The sequence below is a fragment of the Pseudomonas cichorii genome (assembly GCF_019719005.1).
GTDB classification, from domain to species: Bacteria; Pseudomonadota; Gammaproteobacteria; order Pseudomonadales; family Pseudomonadaceae; genus Aquipseudomonas; species Aquipseudomonas cichorii_E.
In genome coordinates, this window is record NZ_JAIGPJ010000004.1 from 1 (window position 1) to 14,031 (window position 14,031).

General features: G+C 58.7%; 12 protein-coding genes. 6 read left to right on the forward strand and 6 right to left on the reverse strand.

Features of this window, described 5'->3' with window-relative positions; all coding sequences use genetic code 11:
* The first annotated feature begins 354 nt into the window (after positions 1-354).
* Entirely contained in the window at positions 355-1,113 is a 759-nt protein-coding gene (locus tag K5D32_RS04985) for a hypothetical protein (protein WP_221577525.1), read from the forward strand.
* Positions 1,114-1,163: 50 nt separating this feature from the next.
* Here K5D32_RS04985 and K5D32_RS04990 read toward each other — a convergent pair whose 3' ends face one another.
* Both K5D32_RS04990 and K5D32_RS04995 read right to left on the reverse strand, forming a co-directional pair.
* Positions 1,164-1,646, reverse strand: a complete 483-nt coding sequence (locus K5D32_RS04990; RefSeq protein WP_221577524.1) for a GAF domain-containing protein — start codon at positions 1,644-1,646, stop codon at positions 1,164-1,166.
* Positions 1,643-2,533: an ATP-binding protein gene (locus K5D32_RS04995; RefSeq protein WP_025261258.1), complete on the reverse strand. Its 891-nt coding sequence runs from the start codon at positions 2,531-2,533 to the stop codon at positions 1,643-1,645. The genes K5D32_RS04990 and K5D32_RS04995 overlap by 4 nt, the downstream gene beginning before the upstream one ends.
* 87 nt (positions 2,534-2,620) lie before the next feature.
* On the opposite strand from K5D32_RS04995, the gene K5D32_RS05000 reads away from it, so the two are divergent.
* A complete protein-coding gene (locus K5D32_RS05000; RefSeq protein ID WP_221577523.1) occupies positions 2,621-4,981 on the forward strand; it encodes an ATP-binding protein in 2,361 nt (786 codons plus the stop codon).
* Here the strand turns inward: K5D32_RS05000 and K5D32_RS05005 are convergent.
* Together K5D32_RS05005 and msrB are read right to left on the reverse strand one after the other, a co-directional pair.
* Positions 4,974-5,459 (reverse strand): glutathione peroxidase, encoded by a 486-nt coding sequence (locus K5D32_RS05005; RefSeq protein WP_025261260.1) that lies wholly within the window; start codon positions 5,457-5,459, stop codon positions 4,974-4,976. The genes K5D32_RS05000 and K5D32_RS05005 overlap by 8 nt on opposite strands.
* Positions 5,460-5,568: 109 nt before the next feature.
* A complete protein-coding gene (msrB, locus tag K5D32_RS05010; protein WP_198726953.1) occupies positions 5,569-5,964 on the reverse strand; it encodes a peptide-methionine (R)-S-oxide reductase MsrB in 396 nt (131 codons plus the stop codon).
* Between the two features lie 191 nt (positions 5,965-6,155).
* Here msrB and K5D32_RS05015 point away from each other — a divergent pair, with 191 nt between their 5' ends.
* The 3 genes from K5D32_RS05015 to K5D32_RS05025 all read left to right on the forward strand — a co-directional run bounded on the left by K5D32_RS05015 (position 6,156) and on the right by K5D32_RS05025 (position 9,447).
* Complete coding sequence (locus K5D32_RS05015) at positions 6,156-7,367, forward strand: pyridoxal phosphate-dependent aminotransferase (protein WP_198726956.1); 1,212 nt, start codon at positions 6,156-6,158, stop codon at positions 7,365-7,367.
* A gap of 254 nt (positions 7,368-7,621) precedes the next feature.
* Complete coding sequence (htpX, locus tag K5D32_RS05020; RefSeq protein ID WP_221599406.1) at positions 7,622-8,509, forward strand: protease HtpX; 888 nt, start codon at positions 7,622-7,624, stop codon at positions 8,507-8,509.
* Between the two features lie 170 nt (positions 8,510-8,679).
* On the forward strand, positions 8,680-9,447 hold the full coding sequence (locus tag K5D32_RS05025; protein WP_221594487.1) for a class III extradiol ring-cleavage dioxygenase: 768 nt from the start codon (positions 8,680-8,682) through the stop codon (positions 9,445-9,447).
* Positions 9,448-9,517: 70 nt separating this feature from the next.
* Here K5D32_RS05025 and K5D32_RS05030 read toward each other — a convergent pair whose 3' ends face one another.
* Both K5D32_RS05030 and K5D32_RS05035 read right to left on the reverse strand, forming a co-directional pair.
* Positions 9,518-11,221: a DEAD/DEAH box helicase gene (locus K5D32_RS05030; RefSeq protein WP_221577521.1), complete on the reverse strand. Its 1,704-nt coding sequence runs from the start codon at positions 11,219-11,221 to the stop codon at positions 9,518-9,520.
* Positions 11,222-11,636: 415 nt separating this feature from the next.
* Positions 11,637-12,398 carry a spermidine synthase gene (locus tag K5D32_RS05035; RefSeq protein ID WP_221577520.1) on the reverse strand — a complete coding sequence of 254 codons (762 nt, stop codon included), beginning with the start codon at positions 12,396-12,398 and terminating at the stop codon, positions 11,637-11,639.
* 161 nt (positions 12,399-12,559) lie between these two features.
* Here K5D32_RS05035 and K5D32_RS05040 point away from each other — a divergent pair, with 161 nt between their 5' ends.
* Positions 12,560-13,906, forward strand: a complete 1,347-nt coding sequence (locus K5D32_RS05040; RefSeq protein ID WP_221577519.1) for a class II 3-deoxy-7-phosphoheptulonate synthase — start codon at positions 12,560-12,562, stop codon at positions 13,904-13,906.
* Positions 13,907-14,031: the final 125 nt, after the last annotated feature.

The window sequence follows — 14,031 nt, forward strand, 5'->3', positions numbered from 1 at the left end:
CCCTAGGGGACTCGAACCCCTGTTACCGCCGTGAAAGGGCGGTGTCCTAGGCCACTAGACGAAGGGGACACACGTACAACATTCACTACTTACTGCGCTTTGCTGTGTGCTTTACGCTGTAAGTGGCGCGCATTCTATGGATGGTTTGGCAGGTCGTCAACCCCCTTCTGAAAATTTATTTAAATCAATGACTTCGCCCCTCTTTAAGGTTCACGCCGTTGGCCGGAAAACTCTTGTCTCAGGAGAAAATTTAGTTGCAATGTCCGACGGAGGCATCTATGCGCAATAGTGCTTAGCCACTACACTCGCACAATAATTTATGGAAAAAATGAGGTTTGCGCAGTGACACCACTCATGATCACGTTGATGGTAGTAGCTGGTATCGCGCTGCTTATAGCGATTGGCTACCTGAACCATGTCGCTGAAAACAGCAAACTGGACAAGGCTCGTGCAAAGGTAGAACTCAACGACCGACTACGTCGTTGCAGTGAAATCAGCGAGACATTCCCCGGCCAGCTCATGTCGCCAGCCCTCAAGCTGTTGCTGACCCGCCTGGAGCTCAATGTCGTGCAGCGCATGCTTGGGCTGGAAAAAGGCAACGCACAGCTCAAGACCCGTGTGACCGAACTGGAAGAGCTGGTGGCACAGGGCGACCGTATCCAGGTCACCAACGCCGTCAGCCCGATCCAGACCGAAGCCAAGGCCAAGGACATTCGCTTTCTATTGGAAGCGCTGCATGGCCAGGTCACTCGCGCCGCTCATGACGGTTTTCTGCCAACCAGTGAAGCCAAACACTGGATTCGCGAAATCCGCACCATCCTGGTGAACCTGCATATCGAGTTTTTCAATAACCTCGGCCAGCTTGCGCTATCTCAAGAGCAGCCAGGTCAAGCCCGCCTGGCCTTCGAGCGCGGCGTACAGTACCTGCGCAACCAGCCGGACCCTGTGACCTATCAACAACAGTTGCAGGCCATGGAAAAACAACTGGCACGCGCCAACTCCATGGTGCTGACCAATACAGCACCTACCGATGATGACGACAACGCCCTGACCGAAGGTCTGAAGGCAGACGAAGTCGAATCGGAATGGAAGAAGAAGGTCATCTACGATTGATGACACACCGCCGTTGCGCTGCACTGCGCAACGGCGGACAGGCTCCCGGCTCAGCAGTCGGTGGACGCCAGAAAGATAGCCGCCAGACGCTCGATCCCCTCCTGATCCTCCTCCTTGAATCGCCCGACTTGCGGGCTGTCCAGATCCAGCACGCCGATCAGACGCCCTTCCTTTATCAACGGAATGACCAGCTCGCTATTGGAGGCGCTGTCGCAGGCGATGTGCCCGGCGAAGGTATGGACATCTTCAACCCGCTGGGTTTGCCGGCTTTGGGCGGCAGCACCGCACACACCACGCCCGAACGGTATGCGCACGCAGGCGACCTGCCCCTGGAACGGCCCGAGCACCAGCTCTTCGTTGCGATTCAGATAAAAGCCCGCCCAGTTCAACTCCGTTATCTGGGTATAGAGAAACGCAGAAAACTGCGCGGCGTTGGCAATGAAGTCACGCTCATCGGCCAGCAGCGCCTGTAACTGTGCCGCCAGCAGGTCATAACCTTCCTGGCCCGCACCCACGTCTTGTAAATCGATCATGCCTGTTGCTCCAACAATTTCAGGCCTACCCAGTAACGCGCAAACTGGTAGGCACAACGACCATTACGATTACCCCGCCCGGTCGCCCAACGGACAGCCGCCTTGTCCAGCTCTTCATCGCGCTGCCAGGTCAGGCCGGCCTTCTGCGCCAGCTGGGTAATCCAGTGTTCCACCACATTCAGGAAGTGCTCCTGAGTGAACGGATAGAAAGACAGCCACAAGCCGAAGCGGTCCGACAGCGCGATCTTGTCTTCCACCGCCTCGCTGGGATGCAGCTCGCCTTCTACATGCTTCCAGTTTTCGTTATCGCTCTCCTTCTCCGGCACCAGATGGCGACGGTTGGAAGTTGCATAAAGCAGCACATTATCCGGTGCCTGTTCGAGCGAGCCATCGAGCACGCTCTTGAGTACGCGATAGTCACCCTCCCCCGACTCGAAGGAAAGATCGTCGCAGAACAACACAAAGCGCTGGGGAAGTTTCTGCAGTTGCTCGACCACTCGCGGCAGGTCGCCCAGATGGTCGCGTTCGATTTCGATCAGGCGCAGGCCTGCACCGGCATACTCAGCCAGCAAGGCCCGAATCAGCGAAGACTTGCCGGTGCCACGCGAGCCCCACAGCAACGCATGGTTGGCAGGCAGACCATCAATGAACTGGCGAGTATTGCGTCCCAACTGGTCTCGCTGCCGATCAACACCGATCAGGTCCGACAGGCGCATGTCCAGGCTGACTTCAAGGGGCAGCAGATAACCGCTGCGCCCTTCTCGCACCCAACGCGCCGCCAGAGTCGCGGACCAGTCCAGCGGCTCGCGAACGGCAGGCAACAAGGGCTCCAGACGAGTCAGCACGGCATCGGCGCGCTCCAGAAAAGCCATCAACCGAGAATCCACGAAACCTCCTTATATTTAACTGATTAACCACAAGGCCCGATCGGCTATGCTTGCCCCGCAATGGGCATCAGAAGTGACTGAACTTCCATGGATATATCGTTCACCAACAGGTTGTCGTTCAAGCAAGCCAGAATGGCCGTCCTGATCGGTTTCATTCTTGGAACCTTGCTCAGTCTGCTCCAGATTGCCCTCGATTATGCCAGCGAAGATGCTTCCATCGATCGTGAAATTGGCTCCCTGATGGAAATCAGCCATAACCCGGCATCGCGCATGGCGTACAACATCGACGCCGAACTGGCTCAGGAGCTGACCCTGGGCCTGCTGCACTCCCCCGCCGTGGTCAGCGCCAGACTGACCGACAACAACAATATGGTGCTCTCCAGCGTCGAACGTCCCATGGCCACCGGACGCTATCGGGTACTCAGCGACTGGCTGTTCGGAGAAAGCCGGCATTTCGAAGAAGTCCTGCATCTGGACCATATGCCTACCGAGGTCATCGGCACCCTGAGCCTGACCGTCGACACCTTCGCCTTTGGCAGCCACTTCCTGCAGCGGGCCGAGATCACCCTGCTCAATGGCTTCGTGCGCAGTCTGGTGCTGGCCGGGATCCTGACCATGCTGTTCTACGCGACCCTGACCAAGCCGCTGGTGAACCTGATCCGGGATTTGAGCCGTCACGATCCGCGCAGCCCGATCCAGAAAAAAATGACCTGCCCGCCCAATCATGAAAACGATGAAATCGGCGTACTGGTCAAGACGTTCAACCTGCATATCGAAACCATGAGCACCGAGTTCGCCAGACGTCGCGAGGCAGAGGACCGGCTTACCAATCACCTGAACGAGCTGGAAAACATCGTTTCGGCACGCACCAACGAACTCAAGGCCAGCAACATTCGCCTCAGCCAGTCCAACGAGGAATTGCAGATCGCCCGCAGCACCGCCCTGGACATGGCCAATGCCCGCACGGCCTTCCTGGCGAACATGAGCCATGAGATCCGCACACCGCTCAATGGATTGCTGGGCATGCTGGCCCTGTCACTGGACGGTCCGCTCAGTGCCGAGCAACGCCAGCAACTGATGATTGCCCATGACTCGGGCAAAGTGCTGGTGGAACTGCTCAACGATATTCTCGACATGTCCAAGTTCAATGCAGGACAACTGGAAATCGAGCGCATCCCTTTCGATCTGGGCATGCTGGTCGAAGACACCGCTAACCTGCTCTCGCAGAACGCTGCCCCCAGCGTGGAACTGACCTGCCTGATTGCTCCGGACTTTCCGCCACTGGTGATCGGCGACCCCACGCGGGTCCGGCAGATCGTCAGCAACCTGCTCTCCAATGCGCTCAAGTTCACCCGTTTCGGGCGCGTGGATGTGCGCCTTTCCTGCGCGCAGGATTCTGAAACCGGGGAAAACCGGGTGCGAATCGAAGTCCGGGACACTGGAATCGGCATCCCCAAGGAAGCCCAGGAGCGGATCTTCCAGCCCTTCACCCAGGCCGAAGCAGCGATCACCCGGCAATTTGGTGGCACGGGGCTGGGCCTGTCCCTGACTCACAACCTGTGCGAAGCCATGAATGGCCGCCTGAGCATCCAGTCCCAGTCAGGTCTGGGCAGCCTGTTCTGCGCCGAACTGCCGTTGCCGGTACATCTGAAAGCGGTGACACCACCCGCGCTCAAGGGCCGTGTGACCGTGATCAGCAAGGCGGGCAGCGGTCTGGTGGAACTGCTTGGCACCCTGCTGCCCAGTTGGGGAGTCGCCTTTAATCGCCGGGGCATCGATGACCGGACCTGCGAGCAGCAACTCGACCCCGATACCGACCTGGTGATTACCGATTGCCCGGAATGCCTGTTTTCTATTCGCCCGACCACACAAGTGCCCATCCTGCTGGTCACGGCCTATGGCAACTTCATGCCCGTCGAACAGGTCAGCGCCCTGGCACCCTTGCAGCAGCAGGCTCGGCCGCTGGCCCGTAACGCGCTCTACAACACCTTGCGCCGCGCCCTGCACATGGAAGAACCCGGGATAAGCGAAACCTCTCCCGAAGAGCTGGCGACCCAGCGCCCGGCACGCATCCTTCTGGTGGAAGACAACCCGGTCAATCAACTGGTCGCCAAAGGCATGCTCAGCAAGCTGGGCTGTGAAGTGATTGTCAGCGCCCATGGCGCAGAGGCCATCGAGCAACTGGAGCACAGCAACTTCGATCTGGTCCTGATGGACTGCAACATGCCGGTCATGGACGGTTACGAGGCCAGCCGCCAGATCCGCAGCAGCGGGCGCTGGCCCGGCCTGCCTATCGTAGCCCTGACCGCCAATGCCATGCCCGAAGAGCGCGAACGTTGCAGGGCAGCCGGCATGAACGACTATCTGGCCAAGCCGTTCCGCCGAGCAGAACTGGTCAGCATGCTGGACCAGTGGATTGCGCTCACACCGAGCAACCGTGCTATTTGAGCAAGGCCTCGATCTCGCCGGTCAGCTCTTCAGGCTTGGTGCGTGGGGAAAAACGTTTGACCAGTTTCCCCTCCTTGTCGACCAGAAACTTGGTGAAGTTCCACTTGATACCCTGGGACCCCAGAATGCCCGGCGCCCGCTTCTTCAACTGCACGAACAGCGGGTGGGCGTTACCGCCATTGACGTCGACTTTCTTGAACAACGGGAAACTGACGCCGTAGTTCAATTCGCAGAACTCCGAGATAGCACCTTCATTGCCGGGTTCCTGCTTGCCGAACTGGTTGCAGGGAAAGCCCAGAACCACTAGCCCGCGGTCGCGGTATTGCTGCCATAGCGCTTCCAGCCCCTTGTATTGCGGGGTGAAACCACACTTGCTTGCCGTATTGACCACCAGCACCGCCTTGCCGGCGAAATCGGCCAGGGTCTTCTGCTCGCCCTTGATCGTGGTGCAAGGAATGCTCAACAGGTTCTCGCTCATGACGATGCCTCATAAAAATGAATGTTGAAGTTAGCCTGCAATTGAATGACACATGCATTCAATTTCCCCTGTTGATAGAGGCTGATAAGCCAGACCACGCCAATGACGGCTAAACCCGTGGCACCAGATCCAGACACACCGAATTGATGCAGTAACGCAGGCCGGTGGGTGGCGGACCATCGGGAAATACATGCCCCAGGTGGGCGTCGCACTTGGCGCACACCACTTCGGTGCGAATCATCCCGTGGCTGATGTCCCGCACTTCGACCACCGCACTGCCTTCTATCGGCGCGTAGAAACTCGGCCAGCCACAGCCGGAATCGAACTTGGTGGTGGAATCGAACAGCGCTTCGTTACAGCACACACAATGATAGACACCCTCGGTCTTCGTGCCGTTGTACTTGCCGGTAAAGGGGCGCTCGGTCGCTTTCAGGCGACAGACGTTGTACTGCTCTGGATCGAGCATTTGCTTCCACTCTTCGAGCGTCTTGTGCAACTTGTCCACAGGTACACCTCCGAATCTGAAAAAGCCCGATCTGTGTCTTTTCCACGGATCGGGTGGCACGTATGATTGCGTCTCATCAGATGTCAGTCTGTCACCCGCGTTTGTCGCATACAAACCCATTTTCATCGGGTCATGTCCAGCGACCTTCGTTGCAAGCCGGCAACAACTCGTCCATTTTCGGGATCAATCACATGCAGTTCAGCAAATCGAACAAGCTCGCAAACGTCTGCTATGACATTCGCGGGCCAGTGCTCAAGCACGCCAAACGTCTGGAAGAGGAAGGCCATCGCATCCTCAAGCTGAATATCGGCAACCCGGCACCGTTTGGTTTCGAGGCGCCGGACGAGATCCTGCAAGACGTGATCCGCAACCTGCCGACCGCTCAGGGCTACAGCGACTCCAAGGGCCTGTTCAGCGCCCGCAAGGCCGTGATGCAGTACTACCAGCAGAAGCAGGTCGACGGCATCGGCATCGAAGACATCTACCTGGGCAACGGCGTCTCCGAACTGATCGTGATGTCGATGCAGGCGCTGCTCAACAACGGCGACGAGGTCCTGATCCCGGCCCCGGACTATCCACTCTGGACTGCCGCTGTCAGCCTGGCAGGCGGCAACCCGGTGCATTACCTGTGCGACGAGCAGGCCAACTGGTGGCCTGACCTGCAGGACATCAAGGCCAAGATCACGCCGAACACCAAGGCCATGGTGATCATCAATCCGAACAACCCCACCGGTGCCGTGTATTCGAAGGAAGTGCTGCTGGGCATGCTGGAACTGGCCCGCCAGCACAATCTGGTGGTGTTCTCGGACGAAATCTACGACAAGATCCTCTACGACGAAGCCGTACACATCAGCACCGCCTCCCTTGCGCCAGACCTGCTGTGCCTGACCTTCAACGGCCTGTCCAAGTCCTACCGCGTTGCGGGCTTCCGCTCCGGCTGGGTCGCCATTTCCGGCCCCAAGCACAATGCCCAGAGCTACATCGAAGGCATCGACATCCTGGCCAACATGCGCCTGTGCGCCAACGTACCCAGCCAGCACGCCATCCAGACCGCTTTGGGCGGCTACCAGAGCATCAACGACCTGGTTCTGCCTCAGGGACGCCTGCTGGAGCAACGCAACCGTACCTGGGAATTGCTCAACGACATTCCCGGCGTAAGCTGCGTCAAACCCATGGGCGCGCTGTACGCCTTCCCGCGTATCGACCCCAAGATCTGCCCGATCCACAACGACGAGAAGTTCGTCCTCGACCTGCTGCTTTCGGAAAAGCTGCTCGTTGTGCAAGGCACCGCATTCAACTGGCCATGGCCTGACCACTTCCGCGTGGTGACCTTGCCGCGTGTCGACGACCTGGAACAGGCCATCGGACGCATCGGCAACTTCGTCAAAGGCTACAAGCAATAAAACCACAGAGTCCCCTGCCCCGACTCCGGTTCGGGGCAGTTCCTGCAATACCCCCTCCCCGCCTTCTTGCATCCCTCTCAAGTCTCCCCAGGACGCCCGCAGCCATGGCTCAGGTGCCGTTCAGGTTGGCAGGATTAACATCGAATACGACAAAACGACACAGTTTGAAATAGTCCCCCTGTTGAATAGCAGCGGGCATCACCTTATATACCCGGCATCACGTTGCATTTATTCCCCAGGAGAACGTTTCGACCATGATGCGCATTTTGCTGTTTTTGGCCACTAACCTTGCGGTCGTGCTGATTGCCAGCATCACCTTGAGCCTTTTTGGCTTCAATGGGTTCATGGCGGCCAATGGGGTTGATCTCAACCTCAATCAGCTGCTGGTCTTCTGCGCCGTGTTCGGTTTCGCCGGCTCGCTGTTCTCGCTGCTCATCTCCAAGTGGTCGGCAAAAATGAGCACCGGCACGCAGATCATTACCCAGCCTCGCACTCGCCATGAGCAATGGTTGCTGCAGACCGTGGAGCAACTGTCCAGGGAAGCCGGTATCAAAATGCCGGAAGTCGGTATTTTCCCTGCCTACGAAGCCAACGCCTTCGCCACAGGCTGGAACAAGAACGACGCGCTGGTCGCGGTGAGCCAGGGTTTGCTGGAGCGCTTCTCGCCCGACGAAGTCAAGGCCGTACTGGCCCACGAAATCGGTCACGTCGCCAATGGCGACATGGTGACACTGGCGCTGGTACAGGGCGTAGTGAACACCTTCGTGATGTTCTTTGCGAGGATCATCGGCAACTTCGTCGACAAGGTGATCTTCAAGACTGAAAACGGTCAGGGTATCGCTTACTACATCACCACGATCTTCGCTGAACTGGTCCTGGGTTTCCTGGCCAGCACCATCGTGATGTGGTTCTCGCGCAAACGCGAATACCGGGCTGACGAAGCCGGCGCCCGACTGGCCGGCACCAGCGCAATGATTGGCGCACTGCAACGCCTGCGCTCCGAACAGGGCGTACCGGTCAACATGCCGAGCACCATGAGCGCATTCGGCATCAACGGTGGCCTCAAGCACGGTCTGGCTGGCCTGTTCATGAGCCACCCGCCACTGGAAGAGCGTATCGAGGCGCTGCGCCGTCGCGGTTGATCCAGGGCTATAACCGGAAGGGCGACGCGAGTCGCCCTTTTTTGTGCCTGCCTGATTGATGCCCCGGCAAAGCTTCAGGAATTTCGATCAGAATACCTAAGAACTTATATTGGATTCCGATCAATGCCCTGCCCCAAGATAGGCGCATCCCAGACACTCAGGACCTCATCATGTTTCCCAGCCTGTTCATCTCCCACGGCTCTCCCATGCTGGCTCTGGAACCCGGCGAAAGCGGTCCGGCGCTGGCCCGCCTGGCGAGTGAAATGCCTGCCCCCAAGGCCATCGTGATTGTTTCAGCCCATTGGGAAAGCAACGAGCTGATCGTCAATGCCAACCCGCAACCGGAAACCTGGCATGACTTCGGCGGCTTCCCGGCAGCTCTGTTCGCCGTCCAATATCCTGCAAGGGGTTTGCCGAAGCTGACCGCTGAAGTGGTCGAACTGCTGGCCGCAAACGGATTGCCCGCCCGGACAGACAGCCGACGCCCTTTTGACCACGGTGTGTGGGTACCGCTGTCGTTGATGTATCCACAAGCCGATATCCCGGTGGTGCAGGTTTCCCTGCCAAGCCGCCAGGGTCCGGCCTTGCAGACTCGCGTCGGCCAGGCACTCGCCAGCCTGCGCGAACAGGGCGTGCTGATCATAGGCTCCGGCAGCATTACCCATAACCTGCGCGAACTGGACTGGAATGCCGGCCCTGAAAGCATCGAGCCTTGGGCGAAAGCATTTCGAGACTGGATGATCGAACGGCTGGAAAGCAACGACGAGTCTGCACTGCACAATTACCGGACCCTGGCACCCCACGCTGTGCGCAGCCATCCGAGCGATGAGCACCTGCTGCCCCTGTATTTCGCCCGCGGAGCTGGCGGCAGATTCAGCATTGCGTATCAGGGCTTCACCATGGGCGCACTGGGCATGGATATCTACCGCTTCGACTGAGCAAATCCCGGACAAAAAAATCCCCGAACCAGTCGGGGATTTTTTATCTGCCGATCAACTCAAGAGTCGATCAGTCTTCGCGATAGCGACGCAGCTTCAACTGCTTGCCTGCAACGCGGGTGTCCTTGAGCTTGGTCAGCAGACGCTCAAGGCCATCTTCCGGCAGTTCGACCAGACTGAAGCTGTCACGAACCTGGATACGGCCGATCGCTTCGCGGGCCAGGCCGCCTTCGTTGAGGATTGCACCCAGCAGGTTCTTGGCAGCGATACCATCACGCGCACCCAGCGCGGTACGGCAACGAGCGCGGCCTTCGGCCAGAGGCATCGGAGCACGACGCTCGCGCTCTGGACGGTCACCGCGATCGCTACGCTCGCCACGATCAGCACGCGGAGCGTTGTTCGGAACCAGTGGACGCTCACGCTCGATGGCAGACAAGGTCAGAGCCTGACCATTGGTGGCCTTGCGCAGCAGGGCCGCAGCCAGGGCACGCGGCGTGCAACCGATGTCGGCAGTCAGACGATCAAGCAGATCGCCATGGCTCGCTTCTGCATCGGCAACCAGCGGCGACAGGCTGTTGGTCAGTTTCTTGATGCGGGCATCCAGGACGGCCTGGGAATCCGGCAGGCGGACTTCCACGACTTTCTGGCCAGTTACGCGCTCAATCACTTGCAGCATGCGGCGCTCACGTGGAGTCACCAGCAGCAATGCACGACCTTCGCGACCGGCGCGGCCGGTACGGCCGATACGGTGAACGTAGGACTCAGGATCGTAAGGCATGTCAACGTTGAACACGTGAGTGATGCGCGGAACGTCGAGACCACGGGCAGCAACGTCGGTCGCCACAACGATGTCCAGACGGCCATCCTTGAGGGAGTCGATGACGCGCTCACGCTGGTTCTGGGCGATGTCGCCGTTCAGTGCAGCAGCCTTGTAGCCTTTGGCTTCCAGGGCGCTTGCCAGATCCAGGGTCGCCTGCTTGGTACGGACGAACATGATCAGGGCGTCGAAATCCTCGACTTCCAGCAGGCTCAGTACGGCAGAGGTTTTCTGGTCAGCGTGAACCAGCAGGTGAGCCTGCTCGATCGCGGTAACGGTCTGGGTCTTGGTCTGGATCTTGACGTGCTTCGGATCGCGCAGATGGCGTTCGGCGATGGCACGGATCGACTGCGGCAGGGTAGCCGAGAACAGAACGGTCTGACGGCTTTCCGGCATGGCCTTGAAGATGACTTCCAGGTCATCCATGAAGCCCAGCTTGAGCATTTCGTCCGCTTCGTCGAGAACCAGATGATTCACGGTAGCCAGGACTTTTTCGTCACGACGCAGGTGATCGCACAGACGACCCGGCGTGGCGACAACGATCTGCGCGCCATTGCGGATAGCCTTGAGCTGCGGACCCATAGGTGCGCCGCCGTAGACGGCAACGACCGTCACGCCCGGCATCTGCTTGGCGTAGGTTTCAAATGCGGTGGCAACTTGCAGTGCCAGCTCGCGGGTTGGAGCGAGAATCAGTGCTTGCGGCTCACGCTTGCTCGGGTCGATACGATGCAGGATTGGCAGGGCGAACGCGGCGGTTTTACCGGTGCCAGTCTGCGCCTGGCCGATCATGTCGTGGCCGGCAAGAATAATCGGGATGGACTGCTGCTGAATGGCCGAAGGCTCTTCGTAGCCGGTCGCGATGACGGCTGCAACAATACTCGGATGAAGGTCGAGAGCGGCGAAGCCGCCGATTTCCTGGGTCATGGGTCTGCCTCTGGTGCATCCGCAAAGACCCATGCTTCAAAGCTGCGCGTGCCGTGTACGACCTTGAGGTCACCCTGGCTGCTTTGTCGGCGGGGATTTGCGAAAACGTATTGATGAATGGATCGTCAAGAATAGTCCGCAATGCGGACAAGTTACCGAAGCAGGCTTCGGGTAACTGCAATACCTGACGAGGGCCTCTTAAGGCCGGCGCGCACTATACCGGAATTGCGTTTGAAAGTGAGGGTTTTTTTACAAAATATTGGCGGTTGAAGCAGAGTTTGCAGGCATCACGCAACGGAACAAACCGGCCGCAATGCCTTGAGAGCCCGGTATTGCGGGGGTAATCACTTAAACGTTTCACTCTTTCATGCATATGAATATGGTTGCGCCCTGCACGGTGCGGCGAAATGTCTCACTCCAACCTCTCGCCACACCCTCTTGTCGCTCCTCAGGTCGCTGAACGAATATCCCTGATCAAAGGCAGCAAGGAGTAACCCAGTTGCGGCGCAAGCACTTCGGCACGCGAGGTAAGCGACTCCACATTCAGGGTCTGTTCCAGATCGGCCGGGACAATGAGGATGACATTGCCCTCCTTCACCGGCAGCTCCCAGTAGTGCCTGTGATAAAGCCCGCGCAGCAACGCAGCGCCCAGAGGCTTGCCGTCATCGGTGGCCCACTGGTTGATGATCAGCCAGCCGCCAGGGTTGAGGCGCTGCTGGCAGTCCTGGAGAAAATTCCAGGCCAGATGCCCGGCCCCAGGCCCGACATCGGTATAGAGGTCGACGAAAATCAGATCGGCCGTTTCGGCGCTGTCGAGCAGTTCGAGGGCATCGCCGATGCGTATATAAAGACGCGGATCATCATCGAGCCCCATGTACTCGATTGCCAGACGCGGAACATCCGGGCGCAACTCGATGACTTCCACGTCTTCCAGAGGCAGAAACTTCATGCAGGCCTGAGTCAGGGTTCCGGCACCCAATCCGAGAAACAGTGCGCTCTCGGGCGCTTCATGGCACAAGGCGCCGATCAGCATGGCCCGGGTGTAGTCGTACTCCAGCCAGCTGGGGTCGGCCGTGAAGGTACAACTCTGTTCGATGGCATCGCCAAATTCGAGGAAGCGATAATCATCCACCTCAAGGACGCGAATCATCCCGAAGTCATCATGGACTTCGGCAAGAATCCGTTCTTCGCGCTCACGCTCTTCAGTCATTACCTTTCCCGGTTGGCCATCGCGCCGAGCGCAAAGGGCGAATTGTCAGCCAAGCGAGAGCATTTGTCACAACTATCGAGCCAGCTCGTCCCCCACTCGCTCGCAGCTCGACAATGAACTGTTACCATGCGGATTCGATTGCACATCCCCAAGAGCCAACAATGAGCCAACCCTGGAGCCCCGACAGCTGGCGGGCATTACCTATTCAGCAACAACCCCGATACCCTGACGCCGCACATCTGGCAGAAGTCGAACAACGCCTGGCCAGCTATCCGCCACTGGTGTTCGCCGGTGAAGCCCGGGACCTGCGTCGCCAGTTTGCCGAAGTCTCCCAAGGCCGTGCCTTCCTGCTGCAAGGCGGCGATTGCGCCGAAAGCTTCATGGAGTTTTCGGCGGCGAAGATCCGCGACACCTTTAAAGTGCTGCTGCAGATGGCCGTGGTGATGACCTTTGCCGCCGGCTGCCCGGTGGTCAAGGTCGGGCGCATGGCCGGACAATTCGCCAAGCCGCGCTCGTCCAACGACGAAACCATCGATGGCGTGACATTTCCCGCCTATCGTGGCGATATCGTCAACGCCATCGGTTTCGACGAAAAAAGCCGTGTGCCGGACCCGGAGCGCCTTCTGCAGGCGTATCACCAGTCCACGGCCACCCTGAACCTGCTGCGCGCCTTTGCCCAGGGCGGTTTTGCCGATCTGCATCAGGTCCATCAGTGGAACCTGGACTTCATCGCAAACTCGGCACTGGCGCAGAAATACAGCCAATTGGCTGACCGAATCGACGAAACCCTGGCATTCATGCGTGCCTGTGGCATGGACAGCTCGCCACAACTGCGGGAAACGAGCTTCTTCACCGCACACGAAGCCTTGTTGCTGAACTACGAAGAAGCCTTCGTGCGTCGCGACAGCCTGACCAACGACTACTACGACTGCTCGGCCCACATGCTGTGGATCGGCGATCGCACCCGGCAACTGGATGGCGCCCACGTTGAATTCCTGCGCGGGGTCAATAACCCGATCGGGGTCAAGGTCGGCCCGAGCATGGACACCGATGACCTTATTCGCCTGATCGACATCCTCAACCCGGACAACGACCCGGGCCGCCTGAACCTCATCGCCCGCATGGGCGCGAACAAGGTCGGCGAGCACTTGCCACAACTGATCCGCGCCGTGGAGCGCGAAGGCCGCAAGGTGCTGTGGAGCTCCGACCCGATGCATGGCAATACCATCAAGGCCAGCAGCGGCTACAAGACCCGCGACTTCGCGCAGATTCTTGGGGAAGTGAAACAGTTCTTCCAGGTGCATCAGGCCGAAGGTACTTATGCAGGCGGTATCCATATCGAAATGACCGGCCAGAACGTCACCGAATGCATCGGCGGCGCGCGCCCGATTACCGAAGATGGATTGTCGGATCGTTACCACACCCATTGCGACCCACGGATGAATGCCGATCAGTCGCTGGAGCTGGCGTTTCTGATTGCCGAGACATTAAAGCAAGTGAAACGCTGAAAAAACCGTAGGAGATCACCCGCCGCCTTGGCACCGCGCTGTCGCGCAGCAACATGGGCCATGTGTTTGCGGATTAAGGGTTCGGCTGTGTTCTCACAATTCGTGTAGGAGCGAATTTATTCGCG